Source organism: Photobacterium damselae (assembly GCF_003026815.1).
GTDB lineage: Bacteria > Pseudomonadota > Gammaproteobacteria > Enterobacterales > Vibrionaceae > Photobacterium > Photobacterium damselae.
In genome coordinates, this window is the sequence record NZ_PYOG01000005.1 from 88,474 (window position 1) to 111,931 (window position 23,458).

A 23,458-nucleotide genomic window follows, 5' to 3' on the forward strand; every position below is an offset into this window, starting at 1 on the left:
TTTCTAACTTTTGTTTTAACCATTTGACGAAATGTCAGGAAGACCTATGAAACTTTTAAAAACCGCTTTAGTTATCCTTGGTTTCGCTGCCACCTCTATGGCACATGCTGCAGACACCACTAAAGAAAACAAGACTATTCGCCTAGCAACCACAACCAGCACTTATCATTCAGGACTGCTAGATTACCTTCTACCTGAATTTAAAAAAGACACAGGTTACTCTGTTGATGTTCTAGCAGCAGGTACAGGTAAAGCGCTACGTATGGGTGAGAACGGTGATGTGGATCTTGTAATGACCCATGCACCAAAAGCTGAAGCGACATTTGTGGATAAAGGTTTTGGTGTTCTACCGCGTAAACTAATGCATAACGACTTTATCCTAGTAGGCCCAGAAAAAGATCCAGCAAAAATCAAAGGTGATAAAAACATTGTTGATGCGTTAACCAAAATTGCTTCTTACAACGCGACATTTATTTCCCGCGGTGACGATTCTGGTACTAACAAGAAAGAGCTTAACCTATGGGCTCAGGCTAAAATGGAGCCAAACTTTGGTGGTTATAAAGCAGTAGGTCAAGGTATGGGACCAACACTAAATATGGCTTCCGAACTGCAAGCATACACGCTAACAGACCGTGGTACTTGGTTGGCATATCAAAACAAACTTCATCTTGGTATTATGGTGCAAGGTGATAAGCGTCTATTTAACCCATACCAAGTTATTTTGGTAAACCCTAGCCGCTACCCAACAATTAACTACCAAGGTGCGAAAGTATTTAGCGATTGGCTCGTTAATCCTAAAGCGCAAACCATGATTAATGACTATAAGCGCCACGGTGAGCAACTTTTTGTAGCAGACGCTATTACTAAGTAACTGTAAATGGATGCCTTTTCGACAGAATCTACCCAAGGTCGAAAAGGCATTTTGTCTTTATTAACCGGAATAATATCGATTAAGAATGAATATTTGGCAAACCACTCAACAAGCTATCGAACTCCTATTTAGCGGTGATACTGCGCTCTGGGGTATCGTTGGGGTTTCCTTCTCCGTTTCATTACTAGCAATTGGAATTGTTCTAGTACCCTCTTTACTGATCGCTTTTGCTCTGGCTTATGGAAAATTTCCAGGACGTTGGTTAACACTTTCTTTATTTAATACCTTTCAATCAATACCAACGGTTGTTATTGGCTTACTGCTCTATATGCTGCTCTCCCGCTCAGGGCCTTTGGGAGATTGGCAGATGCTATTTACACAAAAGGCGATGATTTTAGGGCAAATTCTTATCTGTTTGCCCATTTTAGTCTCTATGATGCATGCCGCATTCCAAAATAGTGATCGTCGCGCATGGGAAACATCACTAACACTAGGTGCCAGCTATCCGAGAGCTTTTGCCAGTCTAATGTGGGAGTGTCGATTCCCATTACTGGCCGCGGTCATTGCCTCATTTAGTCGAGTGATTACAGAAGTTGGCTGCTCCATGATGGTGGGGGGCAATATTATGAACTCCACTCGAAATATTCCTACCGCTATTGCACTGGAAAGTTCCAAAGGTGCCTTTGCCCAAGGGGTTGCGTTAGGGATGGTTTTATTAATCTTAGCCTTAGTATTAAACTTCTTATTATCTATCTCGCGTGGCAAAGCCCACTTAAGAACCAATTAACCCATAGGAGAACGTGATGATGTCTCAAGTATCTTTACAAGCTCACGATCTTTCTATGCGTTTTAAAGATCGTTTACTGTTTCATGTCCAGCAGCTCAACATCAACCCACAAGATGCAATCTATCTTTCTGGCGATAATGGTGTGGGTAAAACAACTTTGCTTAAGATTCTTGCAGGACTGCAAAAACCGACGACAGGCAAAGTGAATTTACAAAACAGCCGTTTCTTACGACGTTTGTTACGAGGTCACTATGAAGGCGGTGTTATCTACATGCATCAAACACCTTATATGTTTGATGGTACTGTCTTTGATAACGTCTGTTATGGCTTAAAATATGCCATCAAAGATCGACAATTGCGTCGCAACGAAGCTATTAAAGCCTTACGTATGGTTGGGCTTGAAACCTTAGCTGATGAGCATATATCTGTATTATCTGGCGGCGAGCGTCAACGTGTTGCTATGGCCCGTGCATGGGTACTAAAACCAAGCGTTTTACTTATGGATGAATCCAGTGCTAGTCTTGATTCCGAATCCATTTTACGTCAAGTTGTATTAGCCCAAGATTTACTGAACCGAGGCACCAGCTTAGTTATTACAAGCCATCAACAAAATGCACTAACTGCACTATGCCGACGTCACTGGGTAATTAATGACACCAAATTAGTTGAACGAGCTGATCTTCAGCTTGTGACAGAGGACAATAACAATAATGCCTATGCCTGAACAAACTCGTTGGGTAATTTTAGCGGGTGGCAGAGCGAGCCGTATGGGTGGTAACGATAAAGGCCTGATTTCATTATCTGGCCAGCCACTTATTCAACACGTAATTAATACCTTAAAGCCGCAAACCAATAAAATTATCATTAACGCTAATCGAAACCATGATGAATATGCTAAATACGCTCAAGTATTTGGCGATCAAATTCAAGACTTTCCTGGCCCTTTAGGTGGAATGCACGCGGCGCTTCACGCTTTACCAGATGAGTGGATTGGATTTGTTCCTTGCGACTGCCCTCAACTTCCCCATGATCTTATCGCAAGAATGTGTGCTGCTTGTGATCAAGATACTGATATTGCGGTTGCCCATAACGGTGAGCATATTCAACCCGTTGTGACTTTAATCAATCGTCGTATTCTTCCAAAGTTGGAAACATTTTTAGCCAATGGCGACCGTAAAATTATTCTTCTCTATCGCCAATGTAATATGATCACGGTTGATTTTAGTGATCAAGCTGATGCTTTTATTAACTTAAATACCCCAGAAGAACTCAATCATTTTGGAGCCAATCATGAGTCTAATTAACGCTTCATTACCTCTTCTTGGCTTTGCTGCTTTTAGTGGTACAGGTAAAACAACATTACTTGAAGCCATGCTACCAAAATTAGTTGAACAAGGTCTTCGAGTTGCCGTTATTAAACACGCTCACCATAATTTTGATATCGACCAAGAAGGTAAAGATAGCTATCGCTTAAGAAAAGCGGGAGCAAGTCAGATGTTAATTTCATCTCGCTTTCGTCGCGCCTTAGTAACAGAAACACCCGAAGTTGAAGCTGAGCTGCCTCACCTAATCAAGCAACTCGATCAAAGCGTACTGGATCTTATCTTAGTTGAAGGTTTTAAAGCCATTAGCTTCCCTAAGATTGAGTTACATCGAGAAGAGATTGGCAAGCCATGGTTATATCCAGACGATAGCAATATTATTGCAGTTGCTTCTGATTCAAAACCTGAAACAACGCTTCCAACACTCGATATTAACGACCTTGATGCGATCACTTCTTTTGTCGTTAACTATGCCAAAACGCAATATACTCAAAAATCACAAGAAAAATCTTTAGAGTGTGGCGATCTAAATCCTCAAGGGATGCTATCGGTATCTCAAGGTCGCCAAGCAATATTAGATCAAATTGTCCCATCTCAAACCATCATTAATGTTGAACTGAAAGATGCTTTGGGTCAAATTGTCGCACAAGATATTCTCTCTCCGGTTAACGTTCCTCAGCATACCAATTCAGCGATGGACGGTTTTGCTATCCGTAATGACGATCTAGATCGTGATAGCTATCATGTGATTGGCCAAGTGCTAGCAGGCCACAGTTATGATTTGCCACTAGAACAAGGTCAAGCCGTTCGCATCATGACAGGTGCCCCAGTTCCTAAATTCGCTGGTGCAGTTGTTATGCGAGAGCAAGCTGAAGTTAATGGTGAAAATGTCTCATTTAATCGTAATATGGGAGTTATCAAGGCTGGACAAAATGTGCGAATGGCAGGTGAAGATCTTGCATTAGGCCAAGTAGCCATAGCCAAAGGAACTCAAATTACTGCACCAGAACTAGGTATGCTCGCTTCATTAGGTTTTGCCGATGTCGCAATCACTCGCCCTATTCGAGTGGCAATATTCTCAACAGGAGATGAAGTTCAACAGCCTGGCGAAACTCAAAAAACAAACTGCATCTATGATTCTAACCGCTATACCCTATTTGCTTTACTGAAAAAAATCGGGTGTGAAGTGGTGGATATGGGAATTATAGAAGACAGCGAAGAGGCTCTTGAAAAAACACTTCAAGAAGCCAGTGAACAAGCAGACATGATTCTATCATCAGGTGGCGTGTCGGTTGGTGATGCTGATTACATCAAAACGGTTCTTGCTAAATTAGGCCAAATTAATTTCTGGCGTATTAACATGCGTCCAGGTCGCCCTCTTGCATTTGGACAAATTAATCAAATTCCATTTTTTGGGCTACCAGGTAATCCTGTTGCAACAATGATTGCTTTCTTACAATTTGTAGAGCCTGCAATTCGTAAGCTCCAAGGTATCGATAACTGGCAACCAGAGACCATCACGGCGATTGCAGCAGAAAAACTTCGCTCTCGCCCAGGACGAACAGAGTACAGCCGAGGTCATTATTACATTGATGCAAACGGTCGAATTGCCGTTGTTAGCACAGGCTCTCAAGGCTCTGGTATTTTACGTTCAATGAGTGAAGCTAATTGCCTTATTGAAATTGCCCCAGAACAAGACAATGCAGAGATTGGCGATAGTGTAACCATTATTCCACTACTATCTCGCATATAATTTTCCATATTATTCAAAACGCAAAAAGCCGCAAATGCACTCATTTGCGGCTTTTTTATATCTTAATATTTTTTGGCACTCAGCAAACTACCCTCTAGTTTACTGAGTGCCATTTAGTGTAGCGTCCATACCACTTATTTTTATCCTAAGCTTCTACACGTCAGAAGTCGGTTCTTAATTCTGTAATAGACCAAACTTATTCCAGTATGGCGTATTATAGAATCTTATATCTGGTGACTTGGTTGATTTCACAAAGTCTATCTATAATTCTGATAATACATAAATATTCTTATATGTCACTTTAATTAATTCATTTACTTTAAAAATAACGAATCATTTTTGTTTTTCGCTCAATTTACACTCAAAAAATAGCATTACTAAAATAATACTTTAGCCTTGTTATATCGCATTCTTTAGGCGTAAATTGCCAACAAACTTAATTTACTATTTGCTCGAATTATCAACGACATGTAACAACCACAAATAAAACCATTATATATCAATAAGATGTAATAAATTAAGTTCAACACCCAAAGTGAAAAATAATAACTAATATTCACAGATGACCATTTAAGCAAAAATAATTAAATGTTATGCACATGTAATGCATATAAACAAACCAATGTATGCATTCTATTTCCCAAAGAAATAATACATAATTATTCAAATAAGGCTCAATTTAGCCCACATAAATGCAAATATATTCTTTATGTTAAAATCGATTATTGGCCATATTAACTCTAATCAATCAGCATAAAAATGCATATCCACACCCATCTTAAATGTATGATTATTCGCCATTCATCTGGCTAGACCATTTAACGTGAAATAATGTTGTACAATGCAAACAGTTAAGAGACTTAGGTATAAATAAATCAGATATGTTTTTAGATTCATACTATTCAGATCACAACGATGCGTTTTCTTTTACACGCCAACAAGCTAGCCATTTTGCTAAAAAGGTAGCGGGCGATTTCAATCCTATTCATGACGAAGATAACAAACGTTTTTGTGTTCCTGGTGATCTTTTATTTTCTGTATTCTTAGCAAAAGAAGGCCTAAGTCAGAAAATGCGTTTCGAATTTGCTGGAATGATCAGTGATGGCATTGCTTTAACTTTCTATCAAAAATCAGATAACGACATCTCAGTTAAAGACGAAAAATGCAAAGAATATATGCACGTTACTCGTAGTGGATTAACAACTACAGATGAAACCTTGATCGCTCAAATTACTAAGAATTATGTGCAGTTTTCAGGCATGAATTTTCCACATATCATGGTTCCGCTTATGAAATCTAAGGAAATCATGATTAATCCGGCTCGCCCTTTAGTTGTTTATGAGAGTATGGAACTTGATTTTACTCGATTAGATCTTAAAGCCCCTACTGTAGAGCTATTAGATTCAGAAATTGATGCTGATGGCAAACGAGGCAGCGTAACACTCAATTTCTGTTTTAAAGAAGATGGCGAAATTGTAGGTACAGGCAAGAAACGCATGGTTATGAGTGGACTACGCCCATACTGCCAAGATGGTATTGATGATCTTGTCAGCCGCTTTCTTGCAAGAAAAGATGCGTTTTTGACAGAAGTTGCCGCTTAATATAGTAACAGGTTGAACACCCTGTCATTTTAAGAGACAGGGTGTTCAACAAATAGAAAAATAGCTTAAGATGAAAATAGAATTCGAGCTCTCAGACCTGGCTTATTATCGCTAAATACCAGCTCTCCACCATGGCTTTGCACCACAGCATCAACTAAAGAGAGTCCCAAACCATAACCTTGTTTTGTTCGACTTGCATCAGCTCTAAACATAGGTTCTTTAATTCGCAACTTATCTTTACTTGATACCCCCATTCCAGTATCTACAACAACCAGTCCAAAAGGATCTACGACAACGGTAATCGTTCCTTTTTTAGGCGTATACTTAATCGCATTTTCAACCAAGTTGTACACAGCTCTAAATAGCAAACTTGGCTCACCAGATAATTCAAATGAACTGTCTACACGAAAGATCAGCTCTTGCTGTTTTTCTTCTGCTAAAGGGGTTAAAAACTCAACGGCATCTTGAGCAATAACATCAAGATGGGCGATCTCTTTATGAACGTCCTGCTTTCCACTATTTAATCGCGAAATCTCCAACAGTCCATTAAACATATTGAGTAACGTTTCTAGATCGTCATGACAAGCCTCAAGCTCGTTAGTATAAGGTTGAGGATTCGCAGCCAATACCTTTTCTAACCGTAGCTTTATCCGAGCGATCGGTGTACGCAAATCATGAGCCATTCCAACGGAAAGATCTTTTAATGATGATTCGTTTTTTTCAACCTGCTCAATCAGAAAATTTAATTTCTTAGTCAACAGGTTAAATTCATCATCATTGCTGCTTTCTGGTAGTTTTACCCCTTTCTCCCCACTAATTACTCGGCTCATTCCTTGGTTAACACGAGCCAATTTTTTTAATATGGATAAGGAAAAAAGTGTTGCCCCCGCTAACATCAGAATCACAGGAATCGCGATACCTGATAGTAAAATGGGAGTGACTGTATCTCGATAAGATCGTAATAAATTTGGGTTGATGCCAATAATCAGTTTTTCAGTAGCCGATAAGCGAACAACAACTTCGGTACGCTTATTCCCTTCGTGATAATAATCAGCTGAAGTGAGTAGTACTGGATAGTTGATGCTTGTTTTAGAGCCCGATCTTTTTTGTATACGATAGAAAAACGTTTTAGATGCTCGGCTTCGTTCCTCTATTAACCGATATATCTTATTAATGTCTCCAACGCTTACTAATAAACTAAACGTACTGGCTTCACTCGTTAACTCCCTATCCAATTGCTTATGATAGAAGGCTTCTGAGCTAACAAATACTTGATGAATAAATAACATAAAAATCATCGCCACGCAGGCGATGAAGTAAAGTAGGACTTTGTAGGTCGATGAACTTGCCAAATTATCAGTCTTGGCGAAGAACATAACCAGCCCCCCTTACCGTATGAATCAGGCTCACTTCACCTTCAGCATCCAACTTTTTGCGAAGGTTAGCGATATGGACATCAATAATATTGGTCTTAGGATCAAAATGATAATTCCAAACTGATTCAAATAAGCTCATTCGGGAAACGACACTTTCCGCATGACCCATTAAATACTGCAGTAACAAAAACTCTTTCTGCTGCAAGTTAATAACTCGATTTCCACGCCATACGCGATGAGATTTAAGATCAAGTTTAAGGTCAGCATACACATATTCTGTAGCAACTTGAGTTGTTGCATGATGGCGTTTAATTAAAATTTCAGCTCTAGCAATAAGCTCCGCTAAGGCAAATGGCTTAATTAAATAATCATCACTACCCGCTGTGAGTCCTACAACTCGCTCTTCTACACTGTCCATAGCACTTAAAATCATAACTGGAGTGCTATTTTCAGTTGCACGAATAGCCGCAAGAACTTTCAGTCCATCCAGCATAGGAAGCATACGATCGAGAATAATCAAAGAGTATTCACAGCTTGTTGCCATCATTAACCCTTGGTGACCATCGCTCGCCTCATCAACCACATAACCGTGTTCAATCAAGCCCTGAACGACAAAGTCTCGAGTCGTATTGTCATCTTCTATAACTAAAATTTTCATAACGTCACACTTAAACGGATAACAACAGCGTATCCAGAAATTTTGTAAATTATATACAAACAAAAAACGGCCTACAAATATGTAGACCGTTTAACATCAATCAACCAAAGGGGGATTCAGTTAATTGGGATTGCAACTTAACCACAAGATAATTCCAGTGACTTAAAGTGAATTCATCTCAGTTGCAATTTTTTCAGCAAGTGGACCTAAGATAACTTGTAAGTTATTAGAGCCAACATTCACCACACCTTTCGCGCCAAGTTGCTTAAGTTTAGCATCATCGATCACAGAGCGGTCAACGATACCTAAACGTAGTCGCGTAATACATGCTGCAATATCGGTTAAGTTTTCTTTACCACCAAGAGCTTCAAGGTATGCTTTAGCTAATTCAGTATTATTTTCAGCTTTTGCCGGATTTGCGTTTTCTGCTGGTGCATCTTCGCGACCTGGAGTCTTAAGATTAAAGAACTTAATCGCCGCAACAAACAGTACAAAGTAAATAACACCAGTTGCAATACCAAGAGGAATAATCATCCAAGCATTATGAGCTGCTGGAGCGTTAAAGTTTAACATATAGTCAATCAGACCAGATGAGAAACTAAATGCCATATGAATATTCAATGATGAAGCAACAACTAGACTCACACCCATCAAAATAGCGTGGATAAGATATAGTCCAGGAGTTAGGAACATGAACATAAATTCAATTGGTTCAGTAATACCAGTTAAGAATGCTGTTAACGCAACACTCAATAACATACCACCAACAACTTTCTTGTTTTCTTTCTTAGCCGTTACATAAAACGCCAGTGCAGCACTTGGTAAACCAAACATTACAACCGGGAAGAAACCACTTAGGATCTGTCCTGCATTTGGGTCTCCAGCAAAGAAGCGAGAAATTTCACCTGTTGCGCCATGGTAGTCACCAAATACGAACCATACCATGGTATTTAGAATGTGATGCAAACCGATTGGGATCAATAGACGGTTAGCTAAACCATATGCAAACTCACCAGGCTTACCACTTGTTAGAATCCATTGACCTAAGTGGTTGATCATCTCTTGTACTGGCGGCCAAACAAGACTAAAGATATAAGCAATGATAAGTGCAACCAAACCTGTAATGATTGGAACAAAACGCTTACCAGCAAAGAAGCCTAGGAATTCAGGAAGCTTGATGCCATTGAAACGGTTGTATAGGTGGCCTGCACATAGACCAATAATAATACCCCCAGCAACGCCAGGATCCACATCAGCATTTAATGTCTTAAGTGCCGAAGTCATTATGAAATAACCAACACAGGCAGCGATTGCAGCAGCTGCTGAATTGTCTTTAGAAAAACCGCCAGCAACACCCATTGCGAATAATAACGCTAGGTTATCAAATACGGCTTGGCCACCAGCAGCCATAAATGGAATATTAAGTAAATCTGGCTGACCAAATCGAAGTAACATACCAGCCACTGGCAGTACTGCGATTGGGAACATCAAAGCATTACCGAGCTTTTGGAAATAACCTAAAATGTTCATTCCCTCTCCCTTTTGTAACGTCAATTAATAAGCAAGCAAATCTGCTGCTAAAACCTGATGCAACAATAGCCCTCGGTTATTAAACTTTTTTTTGTTTTAAGATTAACTTTTCTTAATAAAACCAAGCATTCGTGACAAAAATCACAATTAATGAAAAGAAATACTTTATTCTGTGAAAGGTGTCACGCCAATATCTTTTTTTATTGGCAAGACATCATCCCTCACACCAATTCATAATCAACACAAATACTTGGCTAGATAAATACAGCCAAACGATGATACCATTTAGCTCTATTGCCATTTCCTAGCATGTTTTATCTTAATTCTGACAATTATTTCACAAGTTCTGCGCTACTATCGCTCGCAGCACTTAACAACGTTGAATTTTACATCTTATGATTTCGTCTTATATTTATAAAAAATATCCGAATATCATTGCATTAGCCTGTTTTTCAGTTGCAATGATTGCCGCTATGTTTATCTTCCCAGCGCCTGAACTGACCTCGCATTTGAGTGATACATTAGGACTAATTTTTACTATTTTGACAGAATCTGCTGGCAAGCCATTTTTTCTGGTCACTATCGCTCTACTCTGCTTTATCCCTATCGTAATGCGCCTTCCTCGTAAGACGATGGTTAAATTGTGGATTCAATTTGCGATTATCTTAGTACTTAGTTTGGTGGCAAAAACAGCACTAAAGCATTTTACCGCGGTACCTAGACCCTTTACTCATGAGTTGCAACAACTACACGTTATTGATCAGCCACAAGATTTTTATCAATTAAGTAAAGAAGATAAAGCACTAACCGTTGCTAAAGTTGATGATCAAGTCTCTCATTGGCGTACTGATTTATGGAAAAAGAAAGAGTCATATTCTTTCCCATCAGGTCATACCATCTTTGTTGCAGTATGCGTTATGTTTTGGGGTGGATTCTTTATTCGTCGCCGTAAATATGTACCTGCAGCAATCATCATTACTTGGGCAACGGGTGTAGGTTTAAGTCGTTTATGGTTAGGCATGCATTGGCCAGCAGATCTATTAGGCTCAATGAGTGCAGCAGCAATACTGTATCTATTTGTGCCTGAATGGGATGAGACTGAATCTTAACTCTTTCGAAAGATTTATCATTTTCTAGATTTAAAAAAACCCCGTGGATGTATCAACACCACGGGGTTTTTATTGTTCAATATAAAAGCTTATTACTATGCTTTAATGTTGTGCTCATATTCAATGACCACTTGGTTACCGCTGAATGTAACATTCTGGACTGTACCATCAAGGGTAATTGTATTTTTTAGCATCACACTTCCAGGCATACCAGCAACGGCTTTTTGACGTAGTGATGGTAGCGTTAATACAGGGTCAACACCTAAGCGATTGCAAAAATCGTTTACAAAACCCGATTCAATCGTCTTGCTACCTCGTAAAATATCAGAAAACTCCAATTGAGTTAGACCCAGTTTTTTTGCCATTTCAATTTGCGTAATACGCATTTTAGCTTTATGACTCATCCATGTATCATGTAAAACTTGTCGATCTTGTTCTGTATATTGCATTGTTTATCCTAGCGCTTCTTATTCCGCCCATAACTATTGGGCTATGTAATAACACTATTAAACCTGAGCCCCTCTAAGAGATTGTCATCCTTGTGTAAGCGTTTATATCCTTTATCCCTAATAGTTCAAGAATTCTGCATGCGGTTTAAATCAGAAACACGCTGTAACAAATAGGGCAAATATCCCAATTGCTTTCTCTAGCTTTTCCTTCCTCAATACCGATATAATCGGACCATTCTCTATTTTCAGATTAGGCTTAAAATTGACCCGTCGATTGATTATCTTCTTAATCGCGAGCATATTTTTGACATCACTTTCAAGTGTTGCAATGCCTAACACCCGTCTTTCAGCTGATAGTAATACGGTCCATTCTTCTGTCTCGTGTCAACCTATTACATCGCAGCCAATTTCAGATCCTTGCTGTAATTCATTACATAAAATGACCCTGTCTGATTGTAGCGATAATAGCAGTATGTCAACTTCATCCAGTTGTTGTGATCATGACTCTTGTTCTATGAAAATAGGGAAAGTGTCATATTCTGGGCTACTCCCGATGCCCTATTCAATTGCTAAAATGCGCTCGGAAAGACCGGAACATAGTCGACATCGTTATTACTCTCATCAATATGAGCCATTATTAAGACCTCCATTAAATTAATGCGTTAACACCAATTTATCGCTCAACGTTAATACATTATTTATTTGATACAAATTTAGGTTCATATTATGAAAATTAAAACTCTTCTTATGGCATCACTACTTGCTCTTTCTACTCAAACTATGGCTGAAACCATTAAAGGTACGAACTATCAATCACCTTATTGTGGCTGCTGTAAAGAGTGGGTAAAACATATGAAAGATAATGGTTTTGATCTAGATATTGTCTACGAAGAAAACTTAACACCAGTAAAAATTAAATTAGGTTTACAGCCACAACTAGCATCATGCCATACCGCAGAAATTGAAGGCTACACTTTTGAAGGGCATATTCCAGCATCAGATATCAAACGTTTTCTAGATAAGAAGCCTAAGCGAATGATCGGTCTTGCTGTACCAGGAATGCCGATGGGATCTCCTGGTATGGAGTACGGCGATAAGAAAGATGCCTATGATGTTGTTGCTTTTGATAAAAATGGAAAAACCATGGTTTGGTCTCGTCAAAACCAAGAGTAAATGCTAAACCAACAGCGTTGTAAGTAATGCTGTAAACAGACCTGTAAAACTAAGCCCTAATACGATATGTCTCGATTAGGGCTTTCTCTATTGACGACTCAGAAAAACTTAAAAACCAGCCTTAACACAAACCTTGAATTTGAAGAAATACCTCACGATTGGGATCGTCCTGTTGCGCCCAGAGTGGATCCTCTTCTCTCTTCTCAAAATAGATTTGTAGCGCATTAAAATACGTAAATGCAGTTAACTCACTATCTTGATTGAAATAACTAAAAAAGAGTTCTTCATTGCTGGCAAGTTCAGATAATGTCGTAATTCCCCGTTCTAGAGCCCATTTAATAGGGATCGTTGGAATAAGCGTTCGGTACAACATCAACTCTTTTAGCACATTAAGCTTAATGACATGTACTACCTGATTTTTTTCATCCGCGTTATAAGAGTGCTGATTTGCCGCCTCTTCTGCAAGTAGCATCTTTAAACTGTCTAGGCTAGCTTGCCGCTCTTGTGCTGAATACCCATAAGTTGTTTTACAAAATCTCAAGGCATACGATAATTTATCGCGCCCGACTAACTCAACCACATCGGCTAACCATGTTTCAGGAATCGCATAAGCTTGAGCTAATTGAGTAACAGCATGATGTAAACTGGTGTAAATCACCCCATCAAACTCAACTTGATAAACCGTGGTTAACTTGGGTAAAGGAATACCATCAATAACGAGATCCCAACCAGAATAGTTCACTCTTTCTTTGGCTATTTGGTACATCATCCAGGCACTTTCACGAAATCCTTCCAGCGCTTTACCTTCAAATTCACAATCACGAAGCTCATCTTCAGTCCAATTAAGTCCTATTTGAAGATGCTTTTGGTATTTTTGATGTAGCTTTTCTTTGATCTTATCACGCAATAAATCAAGGCTACTGACTTTGAGATCTTTTGCCAAACCGAAACATTCATGACAGCTAGGCAACATAATTGGGTGCTTTTGCCCATCATAGTTTGGTGTCGCCATAAAGCTAACATGTTCATAAAATGGCTCACCGCAAAACCAGCAGCAGTGACGACATTCAAAAGGTACTTCAATGTAATGTGTACAGTCAGACATAACTGAATCTTTATTTTCAACAATAACCTAAGCACAGTACAAAGAGAGCTGAATAAAAACAAGTCACCATAACCAGATTATGGCTTTTACTTGCTAGAAGATAGGATTCAGAGGTAAAATATGCGCCCTCTTTTTTGTTATCGAGTGTGATTGAATGTCTGATAAAAAGCGAAAGGCGCTACAGAAAATAGCCAAATGCTTAGAGCTAGGTAATTCAGCCAATGTTAACGAGGCTGCGCAAGCCATACGTATGGCTCACCGCTTAATGCTGAAATATGGTCTTGAAAAAGATGATATCGAGTTTATTAAGATGGGAAAAACGAAATCAGCAACCTTATTACCAACAGATATCAGTCAATCGATTCTTAAAATTATCCGCGGAATCAACCGTCGATTTGGTGTTGAATGTGTTTTAACCAACTACAAGGGGTTAAAACAGGCCGAGTTTATTGGTATGGCAGAGCGTGCGATTTTTGCAGCATTTGCTTTTGATGTAGTCTATCGCGAGATGAACCAACAAACAGGGCAATTTCGCAATAGTTTTCAAGGTACAGGCACCAGTTCTTCTGAAGTAAATCGTCGAGTTGGTTCATTTTTAGCCGGATGGATTGAAGGGGCTCTTGAGAAGCTACCGACTCTCACAACCGATGATGATCACGATAAGAGAATGACCAATTATATCGATCGCGAATTTGAAAACTTAGACCGAGAAACCTTTAAACAACAGCTACAAGAAGCGATGAAAGCGCTGACTGATGATTATGAAAAAGGTATGAAGAAAGGACGTTCCATTTCTGTTAATCGTCCTGTTGGTGGTGCAAGTGCTCGTGAAGAATTAAAACGCCTACAATAAAAACATTCTATTCTTACCATTTGGAAAGAGCTAGCCCATCAAGCTAGCTTTTTTAGCATTTAACTCAGCAAAAAATAACGTTCTTTGCTGAGTTTTATCTCTTCATTGATTAATAAAACACCATATAAGACACAGGTTTTATTACGTATAAACAACATAATTCACATGACTGTGTTCAAAAAAAAAGCAAAAGATAAAAAAAGACAAACTAATTTTAATATAATGGGAGTTATCTCTCAGATTTATGGTAGACTATAGGAAAATTCCCTAATTCCTGTAGCCTTTACACACATGAAATTCCCTGGTCAACGTAAGTCAAAGCATTACTTTCCTGTCAATGCCCGAGATCCATTAGTTGCTCAAATTCAGCAAGAGAATCCTCTAGCACGGACTCATCTTGTTGGGGTTGGTCAAACCATTGTTGATATTGAAGCACGCGTTGATGACGACTTTTTACAGCGTCACGCACTGAGTAAAGGCCACTCATTAGTGCTTGATGAAGATAAAGCGGAATTGCTTTATAAAGAGCTGAAAGAGCGTAACCTAATCAGCCATGAATACCCTGGCGATACAATTGGTAATACGCTTCATAACTACTCTGTTTTAGCAGATGATAAATCAATTCTGCTAGGTGTTATGAGTAAAGATCTAAAAATCGGCTCATACGCATACCGCTATCTTTGTAACACCTCTTGCCGTATGGATTTAGACTACCTACAGCCTGTAGACGGTCCTATCGGTCGCTGCTATACCCTAATTTCTGAAGATGGCGAACGCACCTTTGCGATTAATGAAGGTGATATGAATCAGCTTCGTCCTGATAACATCCCAGAAAAAGCCTTTAAGAAAGCCTCTGCACTGGTTCTCTCTTCTTACTTGGTTCGTGGTAAACCAAACGATCCAATGAAAGACTCTGCTCTTAAAGCCATTGAATATGCGAAAAAATATGATGTGCCAGTTGTTTTAACACTGGGTACTAAGTATGTGATTGAAGATCGCCGCGAATGGTGGATTGATTTCCTAAAAGAGCATGTAACTTGTGTTGCAATGAATGAAGAAGAAGGTGAGGCACTAACTGGTGAGAAAGATCCACTTCTTGCAGCAGATAAGGCACTTGAATGGGTTGATCTTGTTCTTTGTACCGCAGGCCCTGTTGGTCTATATATGGCTGGCTACACTGATGACGAATTGAAGCGTGAATCATCATTGCCATTGCTACCAGGCAAGATCCCTGAATTCAATAAATATGAATTTAGCCGTCCAATGAAAAAAGCGGACTGTGAAAATCCTATTCGTGTTTACTCTCATATCGCACCTTACCTTGGTGGCCCAGTTGAGATTAAGAACACTAATGGCGCCGGTGATGCTGCACTTTCTGCCCTACTGCATGATATGTCTGCGAACCGCTACCATAAATTCAATGTTCCAAACTCTGCAAAGCACAATGGTAACTTCTTAAGCTACTCATCATTCTCTCAAATTTGCCAGTATTCAAACCGTGCAAGTTATGAAGTACTGATTCAGCACGCCCCTCGCCTTTCAAGAGGACTACCAGAGCGTGAAGATTGCTTAGAAGAAGCATACTGGGAACGTTAAGTTATTCGAGAAGAGCTCCTATTATGGGGCTCTTTTTTATTTGCTTTTGTTTTCACTTCATGAATTCTTGAATAAGATCTAGCCCAAATTAGCTCCTCCCTTAGCTAGAAGAACATTAGATATCTTACTAAAATAACTTAACTGAATAATGTCAAAATAGACTGAATTTTTCACTTTACCCGATTAGTTGCTTAGCTTTTGATTGAATAACTTCGAAATCTAGATTGAGATTTATAAACTCGCTAATCTGCCATTGTTGGGTACTAATTGCTTGTTTAGCTGTTAGTTTAATCCAAGGGGCATAGACACGAATAGCTCTCTTCCCTTCCCGCCCATTGTGACTAAATATATTTTTATTCGTCAATAGTTCATTTTGAAAAACAAAAAATCCTTTATTATCGGACTCAAAACTAGCGATAAACACTAATTCAATACCATCATAGGTATTAAAAGGAATTATTTCCGATTTGTTTGTTTCCCTCTTCCATAACGTAACAAATTGCCCTACTTTTGTTGGAGTAGTTTTCCCCTGCCTAAATAAACACTTCAGTCCGTTAAATGTAAACTTTACAGCCCCATACTCTCCACTTTCTTGCTCCCTTTCTACATTAGTTATGCCATCAGGGCTAAGAGGGATTAATACTTTGTCTATTAGCTCTAAAAATGAGACTGGTGTTTCACCAAATTTTGGATTCTCAAACCAGTTATATTCAGAATGCATCTTTCTCCCTTTTGCATATGGCTTATTATAAATTTGGTTGAACGATAAATGCTGCATGCTTTCAGCTGATTTTTAAAAGGATGAGCATACTTATCCCATTATGGTCTTAATTATAGGCTTAGTTTCCTAATTCCCCCCCAAGAGACATCTTTGGTATACAAGAAAGTTAATGCTCTAACATCCATTTGTTCTTCTGTGTAATAAACCAATAATGATAGTTCACCAAAGAATTCTCGGTCTAATCGATAATGCGCAACACATCCGATAACATCTCCCATAAATACTATTGGTGGCTTGTATTCGAATGGTTGTCCGATTGTTTGTTCAATATAGTTACGTGTCATATGTGCTTTAAATGGGCTGGGTAGTTCATTTGGAAAATGATATTTAGGTTTATCTGAATCAAGAAGTGTTAATTCGATAGTAATTAGTTTTTTTGTTGATCTATCAAAAGCAAGATAAACACCTTCTCGGATCATATTCAGCACAAGTTCATCATCGCCTGAAAATCTTGGTTTAGGTTTCTTATTTTCAGCAAGTAAACCAGCTGCAATAATTTCGCTTGGTGTTTTTCCTATCATTTTTATCATTTGCGATATATTAATCATTAAGTACCATCCATTTTATCTATTTGATAATGCGTCCCATATCTAGTTCTTCCCTCAAAATTCCTATAAAAAGTCACTTCTAACTAGCCGTTGGTTGTGCTGAATCACGCTATTTGCTCTTCTATAAACTCAACCCAATCGGCTGTAATTGCTAGTTCTTTTTGCTCTTCTTTTGATAGATTTTGCCAATAAGGAAGCCATAACCAGTTGAACCAGAAATCAAGATTTCCTTGTAAGCTTCCGTACTCTAGTGGCGATATATCAGGGAACGAGTGCTCAGGTTTAGGTGGATGAAAATTGGAATTGATTATGCCGCTAACGAGATCTGTTTGGTCTGTTATGAGATGCACAATATGGCCATTAAAGTCTGAAAACACATTGAGTTTTAAAATAACTTGTTTACTTGAGAAGTCTTGAGGCTCTTTTGTGTCGTTTAAAGTAATCCTTATTCCTGCATGTCTCTGAATTAATTGAACCAATAGATCGGTTGATTCCGTATCGATAAGGAAGAGCAAGTTATATGCTTGCTCATTCATTTCTTTTGACTGTGTTACTTTGGGATAGGTGTTGTTATAGATACTTAGATCTAAAGCCTTTGAATGATTACTATGTGTGATACCTTGCATCAGTTTTCTTAAAAAGGTAAACATATTTATCCCATCGTATAGGCTTAGTTTCCTAATTCACCCCAAGAAACATCGTGAGTCTTGAGAATAGTAATCGACCTTATATGATTTTGATCTTCAGCATAATATAGTAAAAGGGATAACTCGCCGAATGTATTACGATCTAAGCGGTAATGTTCAACTCCTCCCCAAATTTTACCCATAAACTCAACAGGTTTTTTCGTCTCGTAAGGAGATCCTAGTTCTTGGTAGATGTACTCTTTAGTCATTATGGATAATAATGGTTTTGGCAGCTCATTAGGAAATTTATACTTAGGTTTATCTATATCTAACAAGGTTAAATTAATTCTTATTAATTGCTTTGTTGCCCTATCAAACGCAAGAAAGACACCCTCTCGGATCATGTCAAGCACAAGCTCATCATCACCTGAAAACCTTGGTTTAGGTTTTTTATTTTCAGCAAGTAAACCAGCAGCAATAATTTCGCTTGGTGTTTTTCCTATCATTCTTATTATTTGCGATATATCAATCATTGGTACCATCCATTTTCTTTATTTAGTTGGTGCATTTTATTTCTTGCATTTTCAAGCTCAGATTCATTGAAACCTTCTTCTAACATCCAAGGTTTTATTGCATCAAAATTATTATCTACTGCTTGTCGTAAATTGTTTGCATCTTTAGCTATCTGAGTTGGAGTGTTTCTTCCGCCATAGGTTTCACTATATTTTTGGTGCACTTTAGCTGGTATGATTACGGTTGCTACAAAGTTCATTTGCTTTTTTATTTGTTGATCATCAGCAAATCCTGCTAATTTCCTTTGCAAATATGTTGAAGCTGCTCTTTGTGACGGCATATGATCTGCATGGGTTCCATTACGAGGCCGTCCTTTGAAGTTTCCGTATAGATCAACTTCTAACATCTTAACGGGCGGTTTGCTATAGACAATATAAAGTGGCGGTAATCCAGTTTCTTCTGGAAAAATCAGAATATAGTCATTTAAATCTACGTCGCTGATTGGGGTGACATAGGTATTAGCAAACTCTTCACCTTGATCTTTTTCTGGGTGAATATAAATTGTATGTAAATCAATATCAGGAATTGGGTTGGTGAGGATCTTTGTTCCTGCTATTTCTGTTGTAGTTGGTACCCATTCGATCCGAATTCCTGGTTCAAGATCTACAACAAATTTGTCTCCAATATGCTCAACGGTTCTATTTGGTATTACTGCATTATCAACATGATAACCATGAATATTGCCATCAGTATCAAATCCAAATCGTACCCGAGTTTCTACGCCTGATTTCGCTTTAACTTCTTCTTGTCCGTATAAGGTACCATCGCCTAATTGGGTTGGCGATAGTGCTAATAGAACACCACTTCTGCCAATAACTTGCATCGAGAATCCAGCAATATCAGCAAGCGCAACACCAGAGATACGACTTAGTGCTGTTGCTCCTAATCCTGTGCTGGCAACGGCATCCATAGAGCCTGCTGCATAAACTCCCATTGAACCGATAGATGATGCTGGTTCTCTGAGTTGTCCAACATCAATACTTCCCCAGGGCGCTTTGGGAGATTTTGCAAATACTTTGTTGGTTTGTGTTTGAATGGGAGATGAAAACGACTGACTATAAGTGGTAGTTAAGCCTCCCGTATTAATACTTACGCTATTACCTATACTAATTCCGTTTCCCATACTTAATGGGGTTGCGGTAGAGGTCCCTAAAGATACATTATGGTTACTGGCTATTAAGTAACAATTACCACAACCGGTATCAACAAAATCACCAACTCGCGCAACGTTGGTTCCATTAATATTCGCAGCTCGTGATGATTGTTGAACTATAGGCCCTTGCCCTCTGCAGCTTTTACTTCCACATAAACATGTCGCGGTATCACCTAATAAAGCTTGGGATAGTCCATTGATTTTTACATGGCCACTACCAGTGATAACACTACCACCTGTAGATGTTTTGCATCCAACTGTAATTATGTCGCCCATGTGTAGCCTTATCTATAAGTGTCTATTCTATCAACAAGTTATATCTGAACTGGTAGTTTATTATGCTTTTGGGGACTATAAAATCAGAAGCGATTCCAAGTATCAATGGATGTTTGTTTATGAGTATCTGTTCTGCAAATTTTAGCTGTCACTGTATTTATTTAATCTGTGCTATCGATTCTCATACCAGCATAGATTTCGACTAATTCCGTAGAGGACTTTCATCTCCTAGAACAACGCCATGCACGATCACCAGATACAAAAATGGCTTCACGTAATGGAAGCCATTGTATTTATCTCAAACTGTATTTCTCTCAATATAAAAGGAGGAATATACCAAACTAGACAGTTGGTAATTCAGGCAATTGAGGTCCATTATTTGCTGGATAAACGATATATTCACCGTGGTATTTTACCAGTGATTTATAATCAGTTACTTTAAATAGCAGTAGTCCATGCTTATATGCCATATCAACTAATTGTTTTACATCACCACGAACATAAAGAGATATCGGCCTAATCAGCTCACCTGACTCCGATAGCGCTTGTTGATACTGTTTCACACACACAACCAGTGAAGCTTGACCATCAGTCTTATGCGTCACTTTACGGTTCACTTCGTATTCCGTTGTTACCAACCATCCAGTATCTGATAAATCTTGATACAAAGCATGAATCGTATCATTGGAAATATTTGTACTATTTCCCTCTGCATCAGTTAACTTACCGTAAGTAGATGCAATATGTTCAAATGAAGTAGTCAGCTGAGCATTCTTACCCATTGTGCGCGACTGTTGCTGCCAGCTAAGTAAAACTTTCGCAACACAAGTATCAAAACGCTGTTGCTTTATTGCCTTCGTTACCCAGTTGCTTAAGTAGAGAGTCTCGCTCACTGGGTTTTTAGGTGTTTTGCCCGCCTCTTGCGACTCACGAAGCTCTGACAGACCTGTTGTTACTACGGTGTAGATTTCATTATAAAAACGCGTCATCGTTTTCCTTACGCATCTCTAGATAATAGCCAGTAAAAACCAGCAGAAAGAAAAGCACAACTTGCCATGGTCATCGCCATCGGCCAAGCTGTTGCATCTGGCATCATGGCAACAATTCCCCCCACCAGCGAACCCGTACCAAAACGTAGAGTTCCTGCCAGTGAAGAAGCAGTACCGGCCATATGAGGATAACGGCCAAGTAAGCATGCCATGGTGTTACTACCAATAATAGAAATAGTACCTACGAAGATCATGACAGGGATCACTGTGCCCCACAAGCCTAGATTAAGTAACTGACCAACAATTAAGCCAATTCCTGCTAACAGTTGGACTATCAGACCAAAACGTAGCATCCAATGAGAGCCCTTCTTCTTTACCATTCGGCCATTGATACTCGTCATAACAATTAGGCAGATAATATTTAAGCCAAAGTAGTAACCAAAAGCTTCTGGACTGATACCATATAAATCAATGTAGACAAACGAGCCAACGGTCAAAAAGGTAAACATACCAGCAAAAGAAAACCCACTAGTTAACACCAGACCAACAGCTATAGGATTGGTCATTAACTTTATATAGTTACGTAAGGTTCCTGCCAGATTAAAAGGTAACCGTTTCTCTTCAGGCAGCGTTTCTTTAATTTTGAATGAAATAGCAATAATGACTAATGTTGCAAAAATCGCTAAAAACCAGAAAACAGAACGCCAACCAAACCAAACAGAAAAGTAGCCGCCAATCATTGGTGCTGCCAATGGTGCAACTGTCATAACAAGAGTAATAAACGACATAGTTCGCGCAAACTCTTCACGCTCAAACATATCACGAACTAATGCCTGAATAATCACAGCCGCAGCAGCACCTGCAAAACCTTGTGCTACACGAATCCAAGTCAACTCAGTAATATTACTGCTCGTTGCCCCTAATACGGTTGCAATCAAAAAACAGATGGTTCCAATAATTAATATCGGTTTTCGACCAAAACTGTCAGCCAAAGGCCCATGCAGTAACTGACCAACAGCGAAACCTGCGGTATAGGCAGTCAAAGTGGTTTGAACAAAACTTGGTGATACCGCAAAATCTTTCGCAATACTTGGCATTGCAGGCAGATACATATCGATGGCAAGTGGAGTAAGAGCTGAAATTGCTCCCAATAAAAGAATAAACTGAAATGTCAGCTTTTGGGGTTGGTTTGAGGTCATTGGCCAGCATTCTATTTTGAGACGGAAGAGGACAATGATTGTACGACAATTCCCAGTCAATTACCTGTTCAAAATGAGAAAATTGACATTTCTTTACCTAAGAAAGCAGGATATCTCGAACGATAGGTTACTATTTTTTACTCTTAGTAGCAGAAACGATAATGTAAACGTTAACTTATAATAAAAAAGGTATAAACCAATGTAATTTATACCTTTTATGTCAATCGTGATTATTTTTTAAAAACAGAAGCAATCTCATCTTCTGTTAGTGGTCGATATTCACCAGGTTCAAGGTCATCATCAAGCTCAATCGCCCCAACTCGCTCACGGTGCAATAATTCAACTTTATTACCCATAGCTGCGAACATACGCTTCACTTGGTGATATTTACCTTCAGTAATCGTTAGCAGCGCCACTTTCTCTTCTAAGATTTCAAGTTTAGCAGGTAATGTTAGCTCTTTCTCACCACGTAACTGAACCCCTTCTTCAAACGCTTGAATATAGGATTCTTCAATAGGATCTGCAGTCTCTACGTAGTAGGTTTTTTCACACACATGACGAGGAGACGTAATACGATGAGACCATTGACCATCATCGGTAACAAGGACCAGACCTGTAGTATCACCGTCTAGGCGTCCTGCTACATGCATACGCTCTGGTGCAACTTCATCAAATAAGATAAAAACAGTAGGATTAAAATCATCGACATGAGAACAAACATAACCCGATGGCTTGTTTAACATGTAATAACGGGGCCCCTGAAGCGATAATGTACGACCGCTGAATTCAACATCGCAATCATCAGTCACTTTAAGTGCGCCGTTCTTAACGATCTCACCGTTTACTTCAACTAATTTATCTTTCAGAATCTTACCAGCCTCTTTGCGGGTAATACCTAGGGTTGTACAGAGGAATTTATCAAGCCTCATTGTTTGGCTCCGTTTATTACAATAGCCGACCATTATAGAAAGTGAGCATTTTTCTTGCATTAAAAACTTACAGAAAATCTCATTCCAAAGAGGTTTTGTCGGTAAATTCAACCAAATGTAAAATATCAATGTTTGTTATGTAATTTTTTGTTCTTTTTTGCAGAAGTCGAACTAAGCTCAAAAAGCTGAATAATTTTGGAT

23 protein-coding genes are annotated in these 23,458 nt (G+C 38.9%); 10 read left to right on the forward strand and 13 right to left on the reverse strand.

The features are described 5' to 3' along the window. The first annotated feature begins 97 nt into the window (after positions 1 to 97). From CTN07_RS07205 to CTN07_RS07230, 6 genes are all read left to right on the forward strand, one after another. Positions 98 to 871 (forward strand): ABC transporter substrate-binding protein, encoded by a 774-nt coding sequence (locus CTN07_RS07205; RefSeq protein WP_249030813.1) that lies wholly within the window; start codon positions 98 to 100, stop codon positions 869 to 871. 85 nt (positions 872 to 956) lie between these two features. Further along, the gene (locus CTN07_RS07210) at positions 957 to 1,658 is read left to right on the forward strand and encodes an ABC transporter permease (protein WP_005299568.1); all 702 of its coding nucleotides are present in this window, start codon (positions 957 to 959) and stop codon (positions 1,656 to 1,658) included. A 19-nt stretch (positions 1,659 to 1,677) separates the two neighbouring features. Next, entirely contained in the window at positions 1,678 to 2,382 is a 705-nt protein-coding gene (locus CTN07_RS07215; RefSeq protein WP_036765025.1) for an ATP-binding cassette domain-containing protein, read from the forward strand. Continuing rightward, a complete protein-coding gene (gene mobA, locus CTN07_RS07220; protein WP_005299571.1) occupies positions 2,369 to 2,962 on the forward strand; it encodes a molybdenum cofactor guanylyltransferase MobA in 594 nt (197 codons plus the stop codon). Before CTN07_RS07215 ends, mobA begins: the two co-directional genes overlap by 14 nt. Next, positions 2,949 to 4,733 carry a bifunctional molybdopterin-guanine dinucleotide biosynthesis adaptor protein MobB/molybdopterin molybdotransferase MoeA gene (locus CTN07_RS07225; protein ID WP_005299573.1) on the forward strand — a complete coding sequence of 595 codons (1,785 nt, stop codon included), beginning with the start codon at positions 2,949 to 2,951 and terminating at the stop codon, positions 4,731 to 4,733. The genes mobA and CTN07_RS07225 overlap by 14 nt, the downstream gene beginning before the upstream one ends. Before the next feature lie 881 nt (positions 4,734 to 5,614). Continuing rightward, positions 5,615 to 6,334, forward strand: coding sequence for a DUF3581 domain-containing protein (locus CTN07_RS07230; protein WP_005299574.1), 720 nt, complete (start codon positions 5,615 to 5,617; stop codon positions 6,332 to 6,334). Between the two features lie 65 nt (positions 6,335 to 6,399). Here CTN07_RS07230 and CTN07_RS07235 read toward each other — a convergent pair whose 3' ends face one another. The 3 genes from CTN07_RS07235 to nagE form a co-directional block, all read right to left on the reverse strand. Then, complete coding sequence (locus tag CTN07_RS07235) at positions 6,400 to 7,710, reverse strand: sensor histidine kinase (protein WP_036763936.1); 1,311 nt, start codon at positions 7,708 to 7,710, stop codon at positions 6,400 to 6,402. After that, positions 7,691 to 8,368 (reverse strand): winged helix-turn-helix domain-containing protein, encoded by a 678-nt coding sequence (locus CTN07_RS07240; protein WP_005299578.1) that lies wholly within the window; start codon positions 8,366 to 8,368, stop codon positions 7,691 to 7,693. The genes CTN07_RS07235 and CTN07_RS07240 overlap by 20 nt, the downstream gene beginning before the upstream one ends. A gap of 162 nt (positions 8,369 to 8,530) precedes the next feature. Continuing rightward, the gene (nagE, locus tag CTN07_RS07245; protein WP_036763939.1) at positions 8,531 to 9,898 is read right to left on the reverse strand and encodes an N-acetylglucosamine-specific PTS transporter subunit IIBC; all 1,368 of its coding nucleotides are present in this window, start codon (positions 9,896 to 9,898) and stop codon (positions 8,531 to 8,533) included. Between the two features lie 395 nt (positions 9,899 to 10,293). Between nagE and CTN07_RS07250 the strand changes: the two genes are divergently transcribed. After that, positions 10,294 to 11,007, forward strand: a complete 714-nt coding sequence (locus CTN07_RS07250; RefSeq protein WP_005299581.1) for a phosphatase PAP2 family protein — start codon at positions 10,294 to 10,296, stop codon at positions 11,005 to 11,007. Between the two features lie 95 nt (positions 11,008 to 11,102). Here CTN07_RS07250 and CTN07_RS07255 read toward each other — a convergent pair whose 3' ends face one another. After that, entirely contained in the window at positions 11,103 to 11,456 is a 354-nt protein-coding gene (locus tag CTN07_RS07255; RefSeq protein WP_036763941.1) for a helix-turn-helix domain-containing protein, read from the reverse strand. 726 nt (positions 11,457 to 12,182) lie between these two features. Between CTN07_RS07255 and CTN07_RS07265 the strand changes: the two genes are divergently transcribed. Beyond that, complete coding sequence (locus tag CTN07_RS07265) at positions 12,183 to 12,629, forward strand: DUF411 domain-containing protein (RefSeq protein WP_005299584.1); 447 nt, start codon at positions 12,183 to 12,185, stop codon at positions 12,627 to 12,629. Between the two features lie 121 nt (positions 12,630 to 12,750). Here CTN07_RS07265 and CTN07_RS07270 read toward each other — a convergent pair whose 3' ends face one another. Then, a complete protein-coding gene (locus CTN07_RS07270) occupies positions 12,751 to 13,734 on the reverse strand; it encodes a hypothetical protein (protein ID WP_005299585.1) in 984 nt (327 codons plus the stop codon). Between the two features lie 154 nt (positions 13,735 to 13,888). Here CTN07_RS07270 and CTN07_RS07275 point away from each other — a divergent pair, with 154 nt between their 5' ends. Next, a complete protein-coding gene (locus CTN07_RS07275) occupies positions 13,889 to 14,587 on the forward strand; it encodes a DUF2786 domain-containing protein (protein WP_005299587.1) in 699 nt (232 codons plus the stop codon). Between the two features lie 291 nt (positions 14,588 to 14,878). Then, a complete protein-coding gene (locus CTN07_RS07280; RefSeq protein WP_005299590.1) occupies positions 14,879 to 16,183 on the forward strand; it encodes an inosine/guanosine kinase in 1,305 nt (434 codons plus the stop codon). Between the two features lie 175 nt (positions 16,184 to 16,358). Here CTN07_RS07280 and CTN07_RS07285 read toward each other — a convergent pair whose 3' ends face one another. The 8 genes from CTN07_RS07285 to rsuA all read right to left on the reverse strand — a co-directional run bounded on the left by CTN07_RS07285 (position 16,359) and on the right by rsuA (position 23,257). Continuing rightward, on the reverse strand, positions 16,359 to 16,904 hold the full coding sequence (locus CTN07_RS07285) for a MepB family protein (protein ID WP_005299592.1): 546 nt from the start codon (positions 16,902 to 16,904) through the stop codon (positions 16,359 to 16,361). 110 nt (positions 16,905 to 17,014) lie between these two features. Further along, positions 17,015 to 17,512: a DUF6392 family protein gene (locus CTN07_RS07290; protein WP_036763945.1), complete on the reverse strand. Its 498-nt coding sequence runs from the start codon at positions 17,510 to 17,512 to the stop codon at positions 17,015 to 17,017. Positions 17,513 to 17,616: 104 nt separating this feature from the next. After that, positions 17,617 to 18,162 (reverse strand): hypothetical protein, encoded by a 546-nt coding sequence (locus tag CTN07_RS07295; RefSeq protein WP_005299594.1) that lies wholly within the window; start codon positions 18,160 to 18,162, stop codon positions 17,617 to 17,619. 20 nt (positions 18,163 to 18,182) lie between these two features. Then, positions 18,183 to 18,671, reverse strand: coding sequence for a DUF6392 family protein (locus tag CTN07_RS07300; RefSeq protein WP_050787762.1), 489 nt, complete (start codon positions 18,669 to 18,671; stop codon positions 18,183 to 18,185). Further along, a complete protein-coding gene (locus tag CTN07_RS07305; protein WP_005299596.1) occupies positions 18,668 to 20,140 on the reverse strand; it encodes an S-type pyocin domain-containing protein in 1,473 nt (490 codons plus the stop codon). Before CTN07_RS07305 ends, CTN07_RS07300 begins: the two co-directional genes overlap by 4 nt. Positions 20,141 to 20,481: 341 nt before the next feature. After that, positions 20,482 to 21,129, reverse strand: coding sequence for a DUF2913 family protein (locus tag CTN07_RS07310; RefSeq protein WP_005299597.1), 648 nt, complete (start codon positions 21,127 to 21,129; stop codon positions 20,482 to 20,484). Between the two features lie 8 nt (positions 21,130 to 21,137). Next, entirely contained in the window at positions 21,138 to 22,328 is a 1,191-nt protein-coding gene (locus tag CTN07_RS07315; RefSeq protein ID WP_005299598.1) for a Bcr/CflA family multidrug efflux MFS transporter, read from the reverse strand. A gap of 230 nt (positions 22,329 to 22,558) precedes the next feature. Then, the gene (gene rsuA, locus CTN07_RS07320; protein ID WP_005299599.1) at positions 22,559 to 23,257 is read right to left on the reverse strand and encodes a 16S rRNA pseudouridine(516) synthase RsuA; all 699 of its coding nucleotides are present in this window, start codon (positions 23,255 to 23,257) and stop codon (positions 22,559 to 22,561) included. Positions 23,258 to 23,458: the final 201 nt, after the last annotated feature.